Origin of the sequence: Candidatus Profftia tarda (assembly GCF_904848675.1) — a bacterium.
GTDB classification, from domain to species: Bacteria; Pseudomonadota; Gammaproteobacteria; order Enterobacterales; family Enterobacteriaceae; genus Profftia; species Profftia tarda.
In genome coordinates, this window is the sequence record NZ_LR890047.1 from 1,077,517 (window position 1) to 1,100,776 (window position 23,260).

Annotated in this window: 10 protein-coding genes and 2 pseudogenes; 2 read left to right on the top strand and 10 right to left on the bottom strand. The window is 31.6% G+C overall.

Annotated features, from left to right (window positions below; genetic code table 11):
* Positions 1-544: 544 nt before the first annotated feature.
* A complete protein-coding gene (gene pgpA, locus KTT71_RS03045) occupies positions 545-1,003 on the top strand; it encodes a phosphatidylglycerophosphatase A (RefSeq protein WP_246543829.1) in 459 nt (152 codons plus the stop codon).
* Between the two features lie 3,357 nt (positions 1,004-4,360).
* Here pgpA and der read toward each other — a convergent pair.
* The 9 genes and pseudogenes from der to rnr form a co-directional block, all read right to left on the bottom strand.
* Positions 4,361-5,776 (bottom strand): annotated as a pseudogene (gene der, locus KTT71_RS03050) (ribosome biogenesis GTPase Der); the annotation flags it as partial.
* Positions 5,777-6,043: 267 nt separating this feature from the next.
* Positions 6,044-7,216, bottom strand: coding sequence for an outer membrane protein assembly factor BamB (gene bamB, locus KTT71_RS03055; RefSeq protein ID WP_216782378.1), 1,173 nt, complete (start codon positions 7,214-7,216; stop codon positions 6,044-6,046).
* 33 nt (positions 7,217-7,249) lie between these two features.
* A complete protein-coding gene (locus KTT71_RS03465) occupies positions 7,250-7,372 on the bottom strand; it encodes a hypothetical protein (protein ID WP_281413199.1) in 123 nt (40 codons plus the stop codon).
* Positions 7,373-7,859: 487 nt separating this feature from the next.
* A complete protein-coding gene (gene hisS, locus KTT71_RS03060) occupies positions 7,860-9,134 on the bottom strand; it encodes a histidine--tRNA ligase (protein WP_216782379.1) in 1,275 nt (424 codons plus the stop codon).
* 105 nt (positions 9,135-9,239) lie between these two features.
* The gene (gene ispG / locus KTT71_RS03065; protein ID WP_216782380.1) at positions 9,240-10,364 is read right to left on the bottom strand and encodes a flavodoxin-dependent (E)-4-hydroxy-3-methylbut-2-enyl-diphosphate synthase; all 1,125 of its coding nucleotides are present in this window, start codon (positions 10,362-10,364) and stop codon (positions 9,240-9,242) included.
* A 718-nt stretch (positions 10,365-11,082) separates the two neighbouring features.
* A pseudogene (gene rodZ, locus KTT71_RS03070) lies at positions 11,083-11,538 on the bottom strand (cytoskeleton protein RodZ); the annotation flags it as partial.
* A 799-nt stretch (positions 11,539-12,337) separates the two neighbouring features.
* The gene (rlmN, locus tag KTT71_RS03075) at positions 12,338-13,429 is read right to left on the bottom strand and encodes a dual-specificity RNA methyltransferase RlmN (RefSeq protein WP_216782382.1); all 1,092 of its coding nucleotides are present in this window, start codon (positions 13,427-13,429) and stop codon (positions 12,338-12,340) included.
* A 2,044-nt stretch (positions 13,430-15,473) separates the two neighbouring features.
* Positions 15,474-15,908 (bottom strand): nucleoside-diphosphate kinase, encoded by a 435-nt coding sequence (gene ndk, locus KTT71_RS03080; protein ID WP_216782383.1) that lies wholly within the window; start codon positions 15,906-15,908, stop codon positions 15,474-15,476.
* Positions 15,909-17,208: 1,300 nt separating this feature from the next.
* On the bottom strand, positions 17,209-19,608 hold the full coding sequence (gene rnr / locus KTT71_RS03085) for a ribonuclease R (protein ID WP_216782384.1): 2,400 nt from the start codon (positions 19,606-19,608) through the stop codon (positions 17,209-17,211).
* A gap of 1,490 nt (positions 19,609-21,098) precedes the next feature.
* Here rnr and mnmA point away from each other — a divergent pair.
* Positions 21,099-22,205, top strand: a complete 1,107-nt coding sequence (gene mnmA, locus KTT71_RS03090) for a tRNA 2-thiouridine(34) synthase MnmA (protein ID WP_216782385.1) — start codon at positions 21,099-21,101, stop codon at positions 22,203-22,205.
* A 781-nt stretch (positions 22,206-22,986) separates the two neighbouring features.
* Here mnmA and rpmA read toward each other — a convergent pair.
* Complete coding sequence (gene rpmA / locus KTT71_RS03095) at positions 22,987-23,244, bottom strand: 50S ribosomal protein L27 (protein WP_216782386.1); 258 nt, start codon at positions 23,242-23,244, stop codon at positions 22,987-22,989.
* Positions 23,245-23,260 lie beyond the last annotated feature (16 nt).

The following is a 23,260-nucleotide window of genomic DNA, read 5'->3' on the forward strand; positions in this document are numbered from 1 at the left end:
CTACATTTATACTCTGCTATGGGTCCCTGATATTTATGTTTTGCTAATTTATAAATTCTATATGTATTATGAATCTCTAAGAGATTCAATACCGTTATTGAATAACGGACATCATCTGCTCACTTTAGCTTGTTAGAATAACAACATTTATTATTAACTATCATATATACAATTGCAATAGAATGGTCAATATTAACCCTCTAAGATTTTTAGTGCTTTATAATAATAATCATAGATATAAATATATCTTAAAAAGATGTTATTAGAGAATTCAATTAATACTATTATACAAATCCTGCTTGCTACTTTTAAACAAGGAGAATATATTTTTCTATGCTAGAAATCAATGTATATCAGTGCATTAAAAATATGCGCTAAAATTGCTGTATATACATAATGTAGATTAGGCAAATATCTAAAAATATCAGATTCATTGTGCATATCTAGTATTGCCATGATCAGTTGCATTCTGTACTTAAGGTATTGTATTATTAGATTGAAAACGAGTAAACACAGCAGCCAATCCGCAAAATATTGCTTAAAAATGAGCAATCCTTATCATTTACTCGCGACAGGTTTTGGTAGTGGACTTAGCCCAATTATTCCAGGAACTATAGGATCTTTAGTGTCCATCATACTTTGGCTACTACTTATTCAACTGCCATGGTATATTTATTCTGTTATAGCAACATTAAGCATCTATGTCGGGGTATATGCGTGCCAAAAAACAGCGAAAGATATGCAAGAGCATGATCATAAGAGTATTGTATGGGACGAGTTCATTGGCATGCATATTACTTTGATAGATCTGCCAGTCAATAACTGGGAATGGGTATTAGGAGGTTTTTTAATTTTTAGGGTGCTTGATATATGGAAACCATGGCCTATTCGATGGTTTGACAGTAACCTTCATAATGGTATAGGTATCATAGTAGATGATATAGTAGCTGGTATTCTCTCTGTCATGATGATTTATATAATTGAACAAATCATTAACCTATAGTTCCTACTATATTATATCATTAAATGAACCGCAACTATCAAAACAGGAGCGTTATTCTATAAGAATGCTCACAAATTATTTTAATATTTGTAATATATAACAAATAGTTAAAAGGAGTCTAATTATGTATAAGCAGAATATTTCTATTATTTTTTAAAATCTAAAGGTTAGAAGATTTTATCTTCACTTTTTAGACACATGGAAAATAAAAAATTTTATTAAGCTATAGAGCAATAAATTATAAAAACTATCTTATCATTAGTATCCCCGATATAGCTGCAGTTAATCGAATTGATATTAATATTACCCAAACAACCTGTGTCATCCATATATTGCTCTCTCTAATGCAGATGTTATATAGTATATGTATATTATCTGGAGGTTATTGAAAGTACTGAGTAAGGTTTTATTGTAAAATCATATTTAAATACTTCACTGATCGATAAAATTGTCTATGTAGATTACGAAGCCATATAGCACAGTTCATCTAACGAATAATTCTGCTATTCATTAATATGATATTAGTAAGTAATTTCAAGATATTTTATTAATAAATATAATAATAGATTTTTTATTTACTATATGCTGACAAATAGTATTACCACTTAGTTCTTAGTGGTAAAACAGAAAACTAAGTGATAACAACTCTCTTGATCTATTTCAATAATTTGTGATCAGCATCTCGAATTGTTAGATGAAAGAAATGTTATAATATTTATTATTCTTAGTATTACTTGATTAAGAAACGATCACTGTATTTATATAATAGAGCACTGGTAAAGCATTTAGGAGATATTATCATTTCTTGCAAAATTGCTGGAATTACTATGAAATCAAAGTAATTTTAGACTAACTAGCTTTCTCCTTAGCTATATTATTATCATTTTTCATGCTTTTAACATTTAGATTATATTTTGAGGTAAATACTGGTCGTTGTGATGCTTAAATTAGTCGAAAATATGCTTTCGCAAGAATAAATTTAATCTTGACATTCAAGATAGCAAAAATATTTTATAAAAATAAATTGCGACCCATCAATTCCCTTCTCTTTTTTAGAATTTTTATTGATGTGATGTTTATAAGCATGTCTATTGATACATAGCATGAATTTCTAGACTCTTTAATTAGAATCACAGATAAAAACATGTATTAAAGAAAGATGTCATACCCAAGGATCTACATCCTATGATCACAATTGAGTAACTTAGCTATATAAAAATATTAGAACTATCTTACTGAAAAATAATGGATATTTTTAAATCAGTAAGGCTGATAGAAATAATATTTATAAAAATATTTTGTAAATTACTAGTACATAGTAGCAGAATGTGCTATAACAATGCATATGCAATTTAAGTACTAACTTGTTTATTATATTGACAAATTTGCAGAATATATAAATTTATATAGCAGACATTTTAAGATAATAGTCTTTTTATTGTATTAGCATACAAACAAAAATCTAGATATAATCGATACGATGCTTGCTGGATTAGAGTTTCATTAACTGGCAATATACTATACATTATATATTTACAGAATAAATATATTCAGTATTCAGTTTTACTAAAGATCAAAACAATTACTATAAGAAAGCATTACTCTTACTTAAGTAAGAGTAATAAGTAGCGGTAAAAAATTTTAAAGACTCTAGAGTTAGATGATTTTTAAACATATAATCCTTATAAAAGTCAGTAGATTTGACAAAATCCTTAAGAACACCTAATAAATAATATGATATTACTTTTAAAAACTTAATGATACCTGTGAGTGCTGCCCTAAAATTTAGGTCTTAAACCTGAATAAAAAACATGGCTTTTTATACAAGAAAGTAAGTATAACTAATGCTGATTACACAATGCAATATTTGACTTCTCACTACTGGGTGTCTTATATAAACATCCTTTTTCGTACCATAAGAATTTTGGTACATATGAGTAATATGCATTACTCAGAATATTAGCTCAATAAAAACTTATTGTTATAACTAAGAAAAAATATATTAATTGATGCTAAAACTTGAGCGATGATTTGTGTATTTATTAGATAAAAATAAGTATTATAGATATATTATGTTTTAAAGCTCTAAAGTTAGAGTAAATTAATCTCCTATTCAAAATACAAGATACTATAACGGTAACATGTGAAAGCAAGAAATATTGATTACACTTATAGGTTTTCACCTGAATTAAAGCGCAATAATTATATTCTTAATAATTCACGAAATACTATAAGCTGTTCAAGCTTTATTAGATATCTTTTTAAGAAAAAACAAAAAAGTAGATATATCTGCATTCAATTCATGCTCTCCTTACAGGAGAGCAGATCTACAATATTCTGATCTTAGCCAAAATTATATGCAACTTTCTATTTTATTGGATCAATTTATTCATCTGCTTAGATGAAAGAGAACATATTAATACTATCCATTTCTATATTCACTCAGAAACCAAATAACCGCATGTCATCTAGGTATAATCTCAATATGAGGCATGATAAGTGTGAGAAATAGAGAAGCTCATAATAGGATATTTATCCTGGCTGTAATTTATTCAGCATGTAAATAATATTAATTATATCAAGTAAAATATCTTGATAAAAGAATAAATGCATCTTTATAGAATTTTATTAAAGTTCTATTTAAAACCTCTGAAAATATTAGCTCGCGTCTGCGCCATATTAATTGAAGATAGATACAAATCTTATTCGGAATTAAAAACTATTACAATTGCTATTATTCATCAATAGCAGCAAAGATCTATTGAATAGATGATGCACTACATCAATACACTATTCCAGGAAAATATTATGTACTAAGAATAATGTTTCTTAATAAGAAAACATGACTTATACTAAATCTTTTGTTCTTTAATTAATTACTCTATATTAATCTTAATGTGTCAGGATATCATAATTAATCTAGTTATTAAAGTAACATAATAAAAGCATAAATAATTCCATGAGATCTATTGCATAATAGTCAAATAATTTACTAGTTCATAACTTTATGAGTATTTTGTAATCTTACTTCTGCGAGATAAATATTAATACTATAGAAATAAGGATTGCTTATCTTTACGCAAATATCTTTCTAATTCAGATAATATAAAGCTTGATAGAATATCAATATTATAAATTTATCTATCACTTGAAGAAATTCAATATAGTATTTTATAAAGAGTATTCTTTATATCAAGCTAGCACAATCCTGAATCACATAATAATATAATATCAATATGTTATAAAACATATATTTTACTGTCATTAATATTTATTGCCTTCAATATAATAAGGGTTTACATGCGCTACGGAACTATTACGCGTGATTCACTAAGATGTTTTTTTAGTCTATTAAGTTTTCCTTAGATACGGGTTATTACTTTTTTTAAACTGAAGACTTATAGGTGTCCCCATTACTTGCAGTGAATGACGGAAGTAGTTCGTGAGATAACGTTTATAAGAAGATGTTAAATGTTCAACCTGATTACCGTGAATAATTATGATTGGAGGATTATAACCTCCTGCATGTGCATATTTTAGTTTTGCGCGACGTCCTCGCACAAATGCAGGTTGATGATTTTTTTGAGCCATGCTTAAAATACGAGTTAGTAATGCTGTACTCATCCTTTGTGTCGCAGCCTTATAGGCTTCCTGAATAGATTGAAAAATATTACCCAAGCTTCTGTCATAAAGAGCAGAAATAAAGTGAATCCGAGCAAAATCTACAAAGCCTAAACGTAGATCCAACATATCTTTTACATTATTTTTTATACTTTTGGATAAACCATCCCACTTATTTACTATAATAACTAATGCACGACCGCTATTTAAAATAAATCTTAGCAGAGACAAGTCTTGATCAGAAACACCCTCATACGCATCAATTACCAACAATGTAACATTAGAGTATTCAATCGCCTGCATAGTTTTAATAATAGAAAATTTTTCAAGTGTATTAATAACTTTGCCACGTTTACGTACCCCAGCAGTATCAATAAGTATGTATTTTTGATCATTACGTATCATTGGTATATAAATACTATCACGGGTTGTACCTGGCGTATTATAGACAACAACACGTTCTTCTTCTAAGATACAGTTGGTTAGTGTTGATTTGCCTACATTAGGGCGTCCTACAATGACTATTTTTATTGATCCATCTTTGATGCTAGAGTAATGATCTCTTCTTTTAACTAGTTCTTCTATTTTATCATCGCGTGCATAGGGCCAGTAAGCGGTGTTATCTTCTTTTTCTGTTACCAGACTCTCTGGGTTTGGTATATTAAACAAGGGTATTAATGCTCCCTCAATCATTTCCGAAATTCCTCGACCATGAGACGAGGAAATTGGATAGACCTGGTTAAAACCAAGGGAGTAAAAAGAAGAAATTGCTACATCGGGATCCATGCCATCTATTTTATTTGCTACTAAAACAGTAATTTTATCACGTATTCTAAGATGATTAGCAATAATATTATCTGCAGGCATTAACCCATCCCTAGAATCTACAATAAAAAGAACGAGATTGGCTTCTGCTATCGCCATAAGAGATTGGTTAAATATATGAGTTTCAATTCCATTTTGAATATCATCAATACCCCCGGTATCAATGATAATGAATTTATGGCCATCTAATGTAGTTTGACCATAAATGCGATCACGGGTTAATCCCGGAAAATCTGCAACTAAGGCATCACGAGTGTGAGTTAAGCGATTAAATAAGGTAGATTTACCCACATTAGGGCGTCCGACCAAAGCAATAACAGGTATCATTATTGAAGCCTCTATTATTCATATAATTAAGCATCATAATTATGATAACCCAAGAAAAATTAATACCCTACTTTAGCCTATCCTCCTGGGATTATCTTTAATTATTTAGTGACTTCGCAAGTATCTTAGTTTCAAGAAATGCACAAAGATCGTAGCATAAAATAAATATTTAGAAAGCCAAAAAGAACCAGAGATAAGAGGAGTATCTTAACAAAAAAACTATACATATGGATAGGTTGGGTAGATCATTTAGTCAGTAAGTATAGATTATTGAGTAAATGCATAAAATTTACCGCTACGAGCCTGAACGATTAGAGTGTCGCTATTGCTCAATAATACACTTAAGATGCCAGAACTATCTACTTTTTCTTTAGCGATAAAATGAGCATCATCAGTGCTTATTTTATATAGATAGCCTGCACTATCTCCTACTACCAAAGACTTATTATATAAAACAGGAGTTGTCAATTTACGGTGAAATAAATCTGGTTGTTTCCATAGCAATGCACCACCGTCGGTACTTAATGATAATATGCAGTCATCTTGGTCAATAATATAAATTCGGTCTGAATCAACGATGAAATCATGTACTGAACTCATGGGATATTTCCATTGAATATGACCGGAACGTAAATCCAGAGAGGCAAAATTACCATTATAGCCCAGAGTATATACAATATCATTAACTACAATAGGAGTTGTATCTACATCTCTAATACGCTTAATCTCTGTTGAACCTATCAGTTCAGCAATATACTGCTGCCAGATAATTCGACCATTCTTTAGTAACACCGCGCTAACATACCCATTATCACCACCAACAATAGCAGCACCATGCACAATTGCAGGAGCAGATTCTCCACGCAATGTTAAAGTAGGCGTGCCTAAATTAACAGTCCATTTAATTGCACCATCAGACTCTTGTAGTGCTTGCAGCATTCCGTTAGTTGTGTGTATAAGTACTAGATTATCGGTAACGACCGGACGCGAAATAACTTCTCCCGCAACTTTGGTTTTCCAAAGCTTTGTACCATTCATAGAGTTCAGAGCATAAACTAGGGCACGTTCAGAACCAAGAAAAACTTTACTACCAGATACTCCCAAAACACCAGATAATAACGAAGTCTTGTGTGAGCACCAAGCATTTTTTTCTACTATATTGGTAGACCAGATAACCTCACCATTTCCCGCATCAATAGCCTTGACAAATCCTCGACGATCTGCTGCATATATACGGTTACCCTGGCAAGTAGAACTCGGATGATAAAAAGATTTACTAATACCTTCAAAAATAGAATTTTTCCATTTTTGAGTGGGTGTAAATTTTTTTTTAATGTCCGGCAATGATGATATGTTAATAATATTATTTTTTTTGCTAATTAAAGAACAACCACTCAAAAAAATTGTTAATCCTATAAGAAGCATCTTGCGTAATTGCATCTATCATCCCTTAGTTAGATATATTACTAAGCTTCATAAGGAGTAAAGCACAAAAACATCATAAACATCAGAAGCAAGAACCTTGCTGTATACTTTTCCTACCTCTTTTGTATAACATTTCTTCATTAGAACATAACCGCGTACATCTTGCTTCATACCTATTCAGCAAAGCCACCTTTGACCAAAATCCAATATGTTAAAAATTGCTTTAATCTATCTTATTCTCCCCTGCAAATGGGAACAGAATAAACGTAAGTCAAGCAGATATTTTCAGCTTCACATCTTTAGCAGATTCTATAAACCTATAGTTGACTTCTGCTCAGCTTTAGCAAAATTATTTTTATAAAGTTCACCTCTGTAATAACTGCAATACAGCAAATAAATAATCATTATCATTTTTTAAATAAATTTTTAATTAAAATACAGGATTGTATTTGAGATCATTCAACTACTTCATCTCTTCTTGCAAAAGAGAAGTTGAGTTAACTATATTAATATGCTTGAAAATCTGCTAATAAATTTTCTTAAAATACAAAAATAAAAACTAGTAAAAATATAGATGCTATATGTTTTAGCAAAACTATACGAAGCTATCGATATGGTCTTTTTTATTACTATAAAATTATACTATTCTATAAACTACTTAAGGCAAAATTGATTCTAGAATCATATTAATATTATCCTGTGCAATACTTTTCTGATTGCCATTTCTCAAATTCTTAATCCTTACCTGGCTATTGTTAATCTCATTTTTCCCTAATACTAAGGCAAATTTAGCTCCCTTCTTAGCTGCACGAACAAATTGTTTTCTAAAGTTGCCGCCGCCATAGTGAGTCAGTAACTTAATTTGCGGACAAGCATCCCTAATTTTTTCTGCTAAACGCATAGCCGGAATCTGAGTGCCTTCACCGGAATATATTAAATATACTTCAACCTCACGCTGGATCTGGCAATTAGGGTTAACTGCTTGCACTAGAAGTACTAAACGTTCTAAACCAACAGCAACACCAACTGCAGGTGTATCATGACCTCCCAATTGTGCAACTAGACCATCATAACGGCCACCAGCACAAATTGTTCTCTGGGCGCCTAAACAACTGGTCACCCACTCGAATACTGTGCGGTTATAATAATCTAGACCACGCACTAAACGATTGTTTACAGTATAATGTACTTTAGCATCATTGAGTATTTTACATAGCCTAGAAAAATGTTGGCGAGCCTCTTCATCTAGATATTCAAATAAACTAGGAGCGCCATCAATTAATTCTTGCAAGCCAGGATCCTTATCATCCAAAAGACGCAGTGGATTACTATAAATACGACGATTACAATCTTCATTTAGTTGATTTTCAAACTGTTTCAAATAAGAAATGAGATCATTACGATATTTCTCACGAGTTTGCAGAGAGCCAATTGAGTTTAGTTCAAGAGAGACATGCTTATCAACACCAAGAGCACGCCACCAACGGGCCGTCATTAAGATAATTTCAGCGTCTATATCTGGGCCATGAAGCCCAAAAACTTCAGCACCTAGTTGATTAAACTGGCGATAACGACCTTTCTGTGGGCGCTCATGACGGAACATGGGGCCAATGTACCATAAACGTTGTTCTTGATGATATAAGAGACCATGCTCGATACCTGCACGTACACATCCTGCAGTACCTTCGGGGCGCAAGGTAAGGCTATCACCATTACGGTCATTAAAAGTGTATACCTCTTTTTCAACTACTTCTGTAGTTTCACCAAGTGCACGTTGAAATAAATGGGTATGTTCTACAATTGGGAAGCGTATTTCGTTGTAACCGTAGCTGGTTAACACTTGTTTGAGAGTAGCCTCAATTAGCTGCCAAAACACAGTATCTTTTGGTAGAAAGTCGTTCATGCCACGAATAGCTTGGATACTCTTTGCCATGTAACTTCTCTATTAAATTTTATTAAATAATCTTAATATGTATAAAAATAATCAGAAAATCATAAATTATAGAGATTGCGTAAAACATAAAAGAACAAGAAAAAATTATTGTTCATGAATCTTAATCACTGCGGTAGAGTGCTTTCTCTCTAAAATAGATGCTTTAGCGCGAATTTTATTTTCAAGAAGATCAATGATTTGTTCGTTATAAAAACGTTCTTTTTGACGCACTCCATCTTCATATAGTCCACTTCTATTATGCCCTCCCGTAATACCTATATTTGCTAACAAAGCTTCACCGGGACCATTCACTATACAACCAATAATCGAGACATCCATAGGAGTTATAATATCTTCTAGACGTTTTTCTAGCTCATTTACTGTACTAATAACATCGAATTCTTGACGTGCACAAGTTGGACAAGCAATAAAGTTAATACCGCGTGAACGAATACGCAAAGATTTTAGAATATCAAAACCAACCTTTACTTCTTCAACAGGATCTGCAGCCAATGAAATACGCAAAGTATCACCAATACCTTCAGCGAGCAGCATACCTAAACCAACAGCCGACTTCACTGATCCGCTACGCATACCACCAGCCTCGGTAATACCAAGGTGCAAAGGTTGATCAATAAGCGAAGCTAAAAGTCGATATGACGCAACTGCAAGACAAACATCTGATGATTTCACGCTAACTTTAAATTGATCAAAATTTAGTTGGTCTAGAATATCTATCTGGCGCATAGCAGATTCTACTAATGCTTCTGGTGTAGGTTCACCAAATTTTTTTTGTATATCTTTCTCTAAGGATCCACTATTAATGCCGATACGAATAGGAATTTTTTTATCACGAGCGCAATCAACAACCAAGCGGATACGACTTTTATTACCGATATTCCCCGGATTAATACGTAGACAATCAACTCCGTACTCTGCAACTTTTAGTGCAATCCGATAATCAAAGTGAATGTCAGCTACTAGTGGCACAGAAACTTTCCGCTTTATTATTTTAAATGCTTCAGCTGCATCCATCGTCGGTACTGAAATACGCACAATATCCACGCCTACCCTTTCTAAGGCCTGGATTTGTTTTACCGTTGCATCAATATCAGTTGTCTTAGTATTTGTCATTGATTGCACAGCAATAGGAGCATTGCAACCTACCGGTACATGACCAACATGAATTAAGGTTGATTTTCTCCTCTTGATAGAGTACTGATTGTCCATAATGACTCTCCATGAGTGCCCTGTGTCCACCAGAAAATAAAGCCTCAATATTAAATCATAATCCGGTGAACACTAGCAAAAGTCTATCGTAATAAAATCAGTGTATTAAGAACTTCATTAAATGCTATTCTTGTTGTTACGGTTAGGTTCATCGTATATTACGTTCTTTTATTATCAAATCAGGATTCAGAAAATATATAGTTTTTATTGAAAACTATCAGATCATCCGATTTGCCGTGATAACTAATGTTATGGCTTATAGCATATCATATCTCATGATGTTTATATGCAGTTAGGGCTACATTGATTACACAATAGGTCTTGAAGTTTACTAAGGTCTTTTCTATTTACATATTATATTTTACTAGCAATTAGAATTAAACTAGATCTAATAATTATTAGATCTAGTTTAATTCTAATTGTATCCAGATATCGCAGCTAAAGTATGTACTTTCTCAAAAGTCTGTTGAGCATAATATATATCAAGATCTTACTAGGAAATATAATAAGAGTCTTTTAAACTTACTGAATTTAATAATAATTATAATATAACTTTAAAACTGCTACTTCTCGTATTTTCTGCTATCTTTATTAAAAGCTACAAATCAGTACGAAAATACATTTATAGATTTATGGTTATCTGCATAAAAATTGATTATTATCGGCACGATTAATTGATTGATTGAAAGTGCTCTAAATGGTCTTGCTGTACAGGTCTAGCAGAGGATTTGTTAAGCATTATTTCGATATCTTCTTGCTGTGCTTTATGATTCTGCCAAAACCAGGAACCAGTGATACCAAGAAAAACAAATATCACTAGCCAAGTAAACATCATTAACCAACTATCAAGCTTTTTACTTTTTTTAACGAGCGAGAAGCTTTGCATTGGTGCAATTTTGGCTTCCGTCAAAGGAGCCTGCTTTTCTAAGTAAGGTATTAACTCATCTTCTGAGATATGGAGTATTTTTGCGTAAGAACGAATATAACCACGCAAAAAAGTTGAGGCTAAATCAACCGGTATTCTGTCTTCTTCTATGTCGCACACGATTGAAATTTTCAGACACAGACGTTCTGCGATAGAACGTTGTGTCAGGTTTAGCCTTTTTCGGCCTTCTCGCAGGAGTGCACCTGTTGTAAAAGGAGCTATTTGCTCTTGGTTGGCTTCAGTATTCATTCGCTAGGAATTTGCTGGTACTCTGAGATAATGGAAAATTCATCGGCACTGGTATGCCGTATCTTTTAAAGATATTTTGGCGCTAACTTAACTAAAGCAAGAAGATGGATCATTTCTTGATATTATCGCTAACTGTAGAACACTCTTTTAAATATTTAGTAAGATAAGCATATCTATAATTGCTTTCTACAAAATATAAGTAGGTTGCGCTATTAACAATAGTAACTCATAAGTATATATTTTCAAGCAATAAAGATAGAAGTTTATTTAATTTATTAATATATCTTCTTAACATAGCAAAAAGTCAAAATATCCAAATTATATCTGTTAGCTGGTTATAATATAGGAATATTTTAACTCTACCTAACTATTTTTATGATAAGCATGATGTAATAATTATTAGTACATGATTTTCGAATTACTTATCCTGATCCTCTAAAATATTTGTTGTTATATAATAAAGATATCTAAATCTGGATAAAATAATAATAGACAAATTCTAGTATACTTACACATATTTTAATGATCAGAATTTCAACTAAAATCTGTATTTTAGTTGAAGATACTGTTATACCATCAGCTATTATTAGCTCTACAGACAAAATATTGCTAAAAATTATTACTAATAATTCTATTATAAATATCTTATTCTACACTATATTAATTTATTAAGTTTTAATATTTAATACACACTTAATAGTTTAATTCATCAGAAACATAGTATACCGAAGACAATAGTAAAAAAGAAAGATGACTTCTAGCTAACGAAAATTGCATTAATTACCAGGTGTTATCTGATTTATGTGCGTTTTGTAAGATTAATAACGTTACCTGTTAGCTGCCCGCAAGCGGCATTTATATCACTCCCACGTGTTTTCCGAATAATCACGGTAAAACCATATTCCATTAAAATCTTAGAGAAACGATCAATGCGAATTTTAGAGCTGCAAATATATGGCGCCCCTAGGAATTCATTCCATGGAATTAAGTTTATCTTACATGGAGTATCCTGAAGACATTGTGCTAACTGGTGTGCATGATGTATATCGTCATTAATATCTTCTAACATGACATACTCAACTGTGACTCGCCCCTGACTAGCATTAGATTTTGTTAAGTACTGGCGTGCAGCAGCCAAACATCTTTCGATATTGTATTTACGGTTAATTGGCATTATTGTATCACGTATTTCATCTGTCGGTGCATGCAGAGATATTGCTAACGCCACATCAATCATATCACCTAATTTTTCTAGCGCAGGAACAACTCCCGAAGTAGATAATATAACATGGCGCTTAGACAAGCCGAATCCCAAATCGTCTAGCATGATATTCATAGCTGGCACTACATTTTTGATATTTAACAATGGCTCGCCCATTCCCATCATTACTATATTAGTAATAGGTCGCCGGCCAGTAACTTTGTACGCTCCAAGAATTTTTGCGGCACGCCAGACCTGACCAATAATCTCGGATACACGAAGGTTGCGGTTAAAGCCCTGTTTTCCTGTAGAACAAAATTTACATTCAAGTGCACATCCAACCTGAGAAGATAAGCACAGCGTAGCACGTTTATGATCAGGTATATAAACAGTTTCTATACATTGGTTATCGACCCGTAAAGACCACTTAATAGTACCATCTATGGAACGTTGTTCTTTAGATACTTCTGGGGCACTAATTTCAGCTATTTCTTTTAGTTTATTGCGTAATACCTTCTTGATGTTAGTCATTTCATCAAAATTATCGCAGCAATAATGATAGATCCATTTCATCAATTGATCAGCTCGAAAAGGTTCTTCAGATAATGTGATAAAAAATTGACGTAGTTGTTGGCGATCCAGATCTAGAAGGTTAATCTTTCTCAGTTGGTTAGCTAATATAGGTTGCATAATATTACCTTTTAATATAAAAGGTGTCTCTTTTATAGGAGATTTACTCAATAATAATAGGCACAAGGAAAGATGCATGATCTTAAAACATCATTCTGTTTTCAATATATTATACCTTATAGATCTATCATTACAATTTTCTAGACAATATTTAGGATAAATAATGTTATAACATTATTTAGTATTTCAGATATCTAATAAATTTTTCTTTCTGTTCAGTATTTTAATTTAAGATATTTTTAAAATATATTAAAGAATAATTTTATCATCAATGTTATTCTTTTCTACAGCTAAACATATTTCATTCACTAATACAGCACATACTGTATTAGTGAATGAAATATGTTTAGCTGTTTGTCTTCCTATATATTATCATTTTACTGTATTTATTTGTCTTGAACAAAACTGATAATTATCAGATATATCTATCCTGTAAATTATAAGAAACCAGAAAAATTGTTTATAATATTTAATGAATTATTTATGATTATTAGTTATTTAACAAAAAACAAACGATCTTAATAATGTAAATATTTCAAGAATTTCTGAAAAATTATTTTCTCAATAAGATATGATATACTTATAAATATGACAATAAAGGTTTTGGCATTTAATTTATATAATCAAATTTAAAAATGCAGTTTTAAGTAAATTAGCAGATATCATGATTTGATTATTATCAAATGACTATTTTAATCATAACCATTTATACTAAATCTTAGCAAGATGATCCATTTATAATACCTATTAGTTTTAATATGAACATATGAGATAAATCTAATAATCGCCGTTTTATCTAAAAATAACTATATGCATGCAAAATATTTAAGCAAGAACTCTAAAAAAGAACTAGTAATCTCTAAACCATCTGCCAGTTCAAAAATTATTTTTTCTGCTCTTTTTGTATTAATGCAGATCTTATGCTAACTTTTAGTATAAACATAATATACAAGAATTATAATCCTAATTAACAAATATAATGTAATTGACTGGGTGAATTAGCAGAAATTATTAAAGATCTTAGAGAACATGAATTTAGATAATTAATTTCTTACGAAAATAGATAGAAGCAGGATAATCCTTATTTATTTTTTTGGATTGGCTTTATAGAAAATTCTGACAATTATTGAATCGGATCATATGCTCCACAAGAACATTGTAAACATTATAATAATTCAGCAGATCCTGTTAATTATGGTTTATGTTAATAGTCTTTAGAGCAAAATATTATTCTTAGTAATTATTTATTATATAATATAAATATATCATTCATCATATGATATGAGCATCTATCTTTATATTATATCACTTAATATAATATAAGAACATACTATGTTTACAACTTCAATCTGGTAGTGATATAAAGACTAAATGATCTTCTTAGATTTGTATAAATATTTATAATTATTTTAATACGAAAGATCTTTAAGTGCAAAATAAACAAATAATGAAAGCAATGTCAGCGTCAATATAATATGGTTGAACCTACATCTCTCTAATTAAAAATTATACAAAGATGTATCCATGATTAGTTAGTAATGAACTAGGATCCTAGTATGCACTATCTTAATCGATTTTTAGATATTTTATCATTTTATTTGTAATTATTATATTAATTAATGACTAATTAGTAGAATCATGAATCTCTAACTTCCTGAAAAGGTAATATATGTACTAATTCATGGTTAAATTTTTTTATTTTTCATAGAAAAATTTTTAATAAATATTATGGAATGATCTACAGAATAACACTTAATTTAACGAACAATACTTATGTTGTGTAATTCATAAAACAAAATCTTTCTTAAAGAGATATATTGTATAAATCTGCTGCTCGTAATGATATGCTCTCATCTAGGTGAAGAAAACATTTTAATAATTTTTATAAATTATAAAATGTTAGAACCAATAGATTAGATAAAATCTTTTCCTTTCAATAAATTTAGAAAGCATATTAAGAATCTTTGTCAAAGATAAAATTATTCTTTGCATGAGAATAGCTTTAGAAGATTAATGAAGAGATATCATGCATTTTACTAAAGAATTAATTAGGAGTACTAAAAAAAATTTCATTTCTTGTAAAAAAGTATACTATTTCACGATTGGCGGATTCTAGAGAATCAGATCCATGTATAACATTTTTCATTAAGCTATCCCCGTATTCAGCACGCAGCGTACCAGCCAAGGCTATTGAGGGATTAGTTGCCCCCATAATTTCACGATTACGACGCACAGCGTCATAACCTTGTAAGACCTGGACAATAATTGGTCCTGAAGTCATAAAATCTATTAGGCTGCTGAAGAATGGACGATCTTTATGCTCTGTGTAAAAACCTTGAGCCTGCTCACTAGTCAATTGTAGCATTTTTGCTGCAATTATTTTTAACTCTGAGATTTCAAAACGAGAATAAATAACTCCGATAATATTTTTAGCAACTGCATTTGGTTTTAGTATAGATAACGTGCATTCTGCTGTCATGTAAACCTCTATATCAGGTCAAATGCAAAACATAATCTGATTTGCAGTTAGGACTTTAGTAAATTATTAATTAGCATTATATTGGTTTTATAGTAACTTTATTATAATAAAGTTGATGTTGCATTTTTATATCATGATCTTTTTAATGAATATTATGGGCTTTTAAGTCTCTATAGATCTGGAAAGTATAAAATTTAAGTGCGCTATTAATATTGATTGCAGTAAGAAGATTTAAAATATTAAAAAATAATTATTGCTATAATAACACAAAAGTATCGGTCAAAAGCAATCTTCTTATCTTATGAGATCAATAGAGGTCAAAAAGATAGTCTTACCATGATCATTAAGATATATTTGCAAGATAGTTTTACTATTTATTAGAAATACAAAATTTTAAAATCATCAGCTAATTCTACCTCTACAGGGTTTTACTAAATCAATCAAGGAGTATTAATAGTATAAATGTACTAGTGAGACCTAATATTAACTCAAGGAGAATATGTTTAGATTTTGTTATCTGATTCAAGGATTAATGTCTGGATTGTTGCAATATACTAACATTAAAAGCTGAATAGTATCTTTCACTCCAAGCCATGCAACCGAGCCTAGAAGATTCTATCTTAAATTCATCAAACTTTATCGGTACTATTAACAGATTTCAAGCTTTTAAAGCATCTAATAAGATGCGGAGATAATTATAAAATCCTGATAGATGAAATAATTTATGGAGATATACCTTTATATGGTATATCGAATCATAAGGCAATATATAAATTAATATAATTAAAATAAAGATAGTATGCTCTTACAATACAAACTTGTAAGAGAAGAAACAGTTAAAATAGAATACTCTCATAATTCATAAACATAGCCCGCTAACTATTAATAATAAGGTCAAGTAGTACTATAAGCATAACAATTAGAAGTGCGGTTTTCATCCTGGAGAGATTTTTCTACATAAATAATATGGTCTCACAAATCTTTAGTGTATATTTATCCGTGTAAGTTATTTAGTAGCAAATCATCCATAAATATTGAGATAGAACACACAACCCATTTAAATATGGGATGAGCAAATATGGCAGAATATATAAGCAATTATTTTCAGATACAAGAATCTAATCTATTATTATGAATCATTGTCTGCTTATACCTATCTCAGATATATATGTTCCTTAAAAAAATAGAATGTTATTAGTTTTATAAAAACTAAAGAGATTAGTATTATCGATTTTTACAGTAAAACTATATACACTAAAATTTCTTTTATTACTTTCTTAAAATTTGAAAGGTGTGTCTATTATTCAGTTCGTATCTTATTCTTTTTAATACATTTTCTGCTTCGTGTTATTAGATTTACTTTTCTTTCTTTGCTACATTTAACATCTCTCTCTATGTTAGCCGACATTTTAGTGCGTCGCAGAGAATTACGATAAGAAGCTCTATCTTCTCTGTAAGTCCTTGCAAAAAGATCTTTATCTATTTTTCTTGAACTGCGTAATGCACAATTGCTATGAAGCAAAACAAAATCCATTTTACGCTCGTCCATATGGACTGCATCAACTTTGATCTCTACTTTGTCTCCTAAACGATAGATTTTACCGGAAGATTGTCCTATTAATCGTTGTCCTACATTATCGAAAAGATAGTAGTCGTTATCTAAAGTTGAGATATGCACCAAGCCATCAATTAAGAGATCATTCAAGCGCACAAAGAATCCAAAGCCGGTTACGCTAGAAATAAGACCCGTAAAATATGATCCTACCTGATCCTGCATAAAGTCACATTTTAGCCAGTCAGCTACGTTACGTGTTGCTTCATCTGCACGTCGTTCTGTCATGGAGCAGTGTTCACCTAGTTTTAAAACTTGCTTCTGACTATAGCTCCAGCCACCATTTTTAGTGCAGCTAGTCTGATCTCCGCCACGTTCTTTAGCTATTAAATACTTAATTGTACGATGTAGGATAAGGTCAGGATAACGACGGATAGGAGAAGTAAAATGAGCATAAGATGACAATGCTAAACCAAAATGACCAGAGTTTTGTATATTATAAACTGCTTGTTTCATAGAACGCAGAAGCATTGTTTTGAGCATTTCATAGTCAGGACGATCAGAAATTTCATGCATGAAAGCAGAGTAATACTTTGGTTCAGGCTTTGTACCACCACTCAATATCAGACCCAATTCAGCGAGCACACTGCGCAGAGCCACCAAGTGTTCATCTTTTGGGCGATCGTGCACACGGTAAAGAGCAGGTTCTTTATTCTTCTCGATGAAGCGCGCTGCAGCGATATTAGCTAAAATCATGCACTCTTCAATTAACTTATGTGCATCGTTACGCACGATTCTTTCAATACGATCAATGCGATGATCGTCATTAAATATAAACTTAGCCTCTTCGGTCTCGAATGCAATACTACCACGTCTTGCTCGAGCTTGATCCAGCACCTTGTAAAGTTTAAACAATTCTTCTAACGGATTGACTAATACACTATATTGCTGGCGCAGTTTCTTATCACCTTTAAGGATATTAGCTACTTGCGTATAGGTAAGACGAGCATGCGAGCACATTACAGCCTCATAGAATTTAAAAGAGGTCAATCGTCCGGTTGCAGATAATGTCATTTCGCATGCTATACATAGACGATCCACATGTTCTTTTAGGGAGCATAGATCATTAGATAATACTTCAGGTAACATAGGAATGACTTGCGATGGGAAATAAACCGAGTTACCACGGATACGAGCGTCATTATCTAGAGCAGTATTTGGGCGAACATAATAGCTTACGTCGGCAATAGCTACCCACAGACGCCATCCTCCTCCCCGTTTTTTTTGACAGTAAACTGCATCATCAAAATCACGGGCATCTTCCCCATCAATAGTGATCAGTAACAAGTCACGAAGATTATAACGCTCCTCCTGCGACTTTTCGGTGCACTGCCCTTGCTGGCGAATCGATTGTTCTTCAGCATCCTTAGACCAGGAATGCGGAATATCATGTGTGCGTAATGCAATATCAACCGCAATGCTACTACCCATCGTCTCTCCCAAGACCTCAATGATTTTACCTACAGCCTTGATATGACGTGTTGGGCGCTGTGTTAATTCAATGACAACTATTGATCCTATACGAATACTAGTAATAGATTCTGGCGATATCAGGATATCAAAATTTAACCTACTATCATCTGGCACAACAAATCCGATACCTGCGTCAGTAAAGTAACGGCCAACAATTTTACTATACTTAGGCTCAAGTACGCGTACAATACGGGCTTCACGACGCCCTCTCCGATCTATGCCAACAAACTGAGCGAGCACAACGTCGCCGTGGATGCAAAACTTCATTTGTTCTGAAGAGAGAGAAAGATCGTCACGATCTTTGCTTCCCTCAATACGTACGAACCCGTAACCGTCCCGATGCCCAATAACGGTTCCTTTTTTCAACTCAAGACGTTCTGGTAGGGCATAACACTGACGTCTTGTAAAGATTAACTGTCCGTCTCGTTCCATGGCTTTCAGACGGCGTCGCAATGCTTCTAGATCTTCTTCTCTTCTAAGTTTTAGTTCAGAACCTATTTTCTCTCGGCTTACAGGTGTTTTTTGCCGCGATAGATGCATTAGGATAAACTCACGGCTTGGGATAGGTACTGGGTACTTTTCTGCTTCGAGTTCTCGAAAAGGATCTTCTAACATTGTGGTTCCTCCGTAATCATCAGCAATTTTTGCTGAATTGATTATTAAAAGAGATAAAACTAGTCAAGCGGTGAATTTTCTAAATTAAACCTCAAAAGAACATTTAAATTGACTAAACTAAACCAGATAATCGCAGGTTTGAAGAACATATTACAATCAGCATCACCTTATAATAGGACATATTCATTAGGCAGAAATTAGAAGAAGTTCCTATTAAATATCTATTCAACTTGTTAACAACACGTAAATACTCCTGTTTTTATCTAGTATTTCTAGATATTTATTTTATTGCTGAAATATAGGTATCTTATACAACATCATTTAACAAATAAATAATTAATACTGTATAGTCATAAAAGATGCACTATATAATTAAATGATAATAGCAATCTTATTTTAAATTAAGAATATTCATTTGAATGACTGTACATAAAATAAAATTAGCAAATGCATAAAATACACGACGTTATATAAGTATATCTAATATTTTGACAACCAAGCATACAGAAAAGTTGTTCTTAGATATTAAGACAGTATTTTCTCTAAAATATACTGCCTATCTATATCCAAAATTTTAGAGATTGGAAAATACTCAAAATTTCTTAAGAAGAGTCTATTTTTAGTTCGTTATATCTGAGATACCTATTATTTTCGTAGAAAATATCGTTGAGTAAGAAAATAATTAAAACTAAATCTCCTTTGATCAGCAGTATGCAATTTGATTTATTGTGAGATACTTAATCTTATTGATAACAAGATAGACAAAGCAAAGATCATTGTCTCCTTGAAATCCGCAGCTGAGATTATCTATCTTTTCATATACTTAAAATAAAAGGACTGCAAAATGGGATTATAGAAGAGCGTAATAAATATTATTTTCACACTATATATTAGTAAAAATAATTTTTAATAAATACTGAATAGGTGTAACTAACTAATTAAAACTTAATAAATGATTGCAAAAAGAGATCATATTATCTACTATATCATTGCGTACCTATATAGTAGCAGATATTATATTAGTTAAATCATAAATAGCACGTCTTAGAAATAAAGTGCGAGATTAATTCTTCTCATAAAAATAAACCTTTATCTAGAGATAAATAGTTCTATAAAAATAGAAATGTTGTTTAATTATAGTAAAACCATTCTGCTAGTATAAAATGTAAATAGCCTTAAAGAAGCTACAAAATAAAGATGAAGATTTTTTGCAATCTCATCAATCATTTGTTATTACTTCTACTATATTTATGATCTCCTATCTCTCTCTTAATTAACTGATAGTAAGTCATATGGTTTAAGCAAAAGAGGAAACATCATTTACTAAAAGACTCTACTTTATTTTACTAGATCAAAGGTACTTTGATCTCTAAACAAGATAAATTTAGGTGTAAACTATTTGTCTTAAAATACATTTTAGTCTTCCGTAACATGATTTTATCAATAAAATATGCATATCAATTTGCATCCTACTTTTATAAGTTCTGGCAATGTTCAATCATAGTGCAAAAAAGGTCATCGTCGGCATGTCAGGAGGAGTGGATTCCTCCGTATCTGCCTATCTGCTACAACAACAAGGCTATGAGGTTTCTGGCCTATTTATGAAAAACTGGGAGGAAGACGACACAAGGACATACTGCGCAGCTGCGCTAGATCTAGAAGATGCCCAACAAGTATGCAATCAATTGGGTATAGAACTACATACCGTTAACTTTGCCACAGAATATTGGGATAAAGTATTTAAGCTTTTTTTAACTGCATACAAGACTGGCTTTACGCCAAATCCAGATATCATGTGCAACAAAGAAATCAAATTCAAAGCATTTCTGGATTTTGCAATTAAACAATTATGTGCAGATTATATTGCTACGGGTCATTATGTACGATTGCGGCATCAAGCAACAGAAGGCACTACACAGCTTTTACGCGGGATAGATACTAATAAAGATCAAAGCTATTTCCTGCACACTCTAAGCCATAGTCAAATTGAGCAAAGTTTATTTCCATTAGGTGAATTAACAAAACAAGAGGTACGTCAAATTGCTGAGAGATTGAATATGATTACAGCTAAGAAAAAAGATTCAACAGGTCTTTGCTTTATAGGCAAACGTAAATTCCGTGATTTTCTTGCCCGCTATATTCCAGCCCAACCAGGAAATATTATAACAGTTGATGGTTATAATATCGGACAACATCAAGGACTGATGTATCATACTCTGGGCCAGAGAAAAGGTTTAGCAATAGGTGGTACTAAAAACGGCACTACAGAACCATGGTATGTAGTTGATAAGGATTTGAAGCATAACATTATATTTGTTGCGCAAGGCCAAAACCATCCAAGTCTTTATTCCAAAGGTTTGATTGCTCAACAACTGCATTGGATCGATCGTAAAAGTTTAATTAAACAGTTTCACTGCACTGTAAAAACCCGTTATCGACAGCAAGACATTGCTTGCACCGTAACGCCAATTGATGATCAAAAAGTTAAGGTTTTTTTCGAATCGCCAGTAATGGCAGTTACCCCAGGGCAATCTGCAGTCTTCTATAGTAAAGAAGTGTGTCTTGGGGGAGGTATTATCAAACGGCGTCTTATCTAATAAAACCAAACAGAGTATTAAGATTTAGTCATTCTATTTTCTTGCAGGCAAGTTATCTTAGTTATAAATATATTTTGTATTCTAGTTTTTATTGCTTGACATAGAGCCAATGTTATCAATAATTTGTAATTATATCATTTAAAATAACTATTTTGCTAAAATGGATTAATATATAGCTGTGATTAATGTCTTCATATAGAGTCTAGTAAAAATGTTATATCTGGATCAGATTAATAGATTTGTGATGGTTATATTTAAATAATATCATAACATTAATTATTATCTATCAATAATAACTATAGCTCTAAAACTGAATATCATCGTTACATAAATTCTTGTGTAGTTATTTCTATGAAAATTACATTTATTAGAATATTCTTTTCTCCAGTAAAACTACCTGCAACGCTGATCATAATTTTATAAGTGTGACGCAGTCCGTAGTATTTGTGTAGTTATAATTAGCTATGATACATTATGGAGTAAATTACTAAATTATTTTGAAAGTATCCCGTTTATATGAGTTTATAGCAACAAGCAATTTACTTAACTTGGTAGTGCCTTGCTATTAATTTTAGAAAAGTATTTGCATTATAGATCTTACAGTTAACAGTAATAACGAAAAGATTACTATCTCATCATGCTTGGAGTAGATATTATCAATACCCAATGATTATATGACGGATTATTCTAATCTAATAACTAGTCACAAGAATCAATATTCTTGTATTAATATCAGACATTAAATTAATATAATAATATTTTTAATAAATAGATATGTTTTTTATTCAGATAGGATACTGATAAACTTGCGATTTTTTGCACCTTTGACTTCAAAAGAGACTGTGCCATTAATCAACGCAAATAGTGTATGATCACGACCGCAACCTACATTATTTCCAGCATGAAATTTAGTACCTCGTTGACGAACAATAATACTACCTGCTAATACAGATTCTCCGCCAAAATGTTTTACACCTAACCGTTTTGATTCTGAATCTCGACCGTTACGAGTCGACCCACCTGCTTTTTTATGTGCCATTAATATGCTCTCCCTA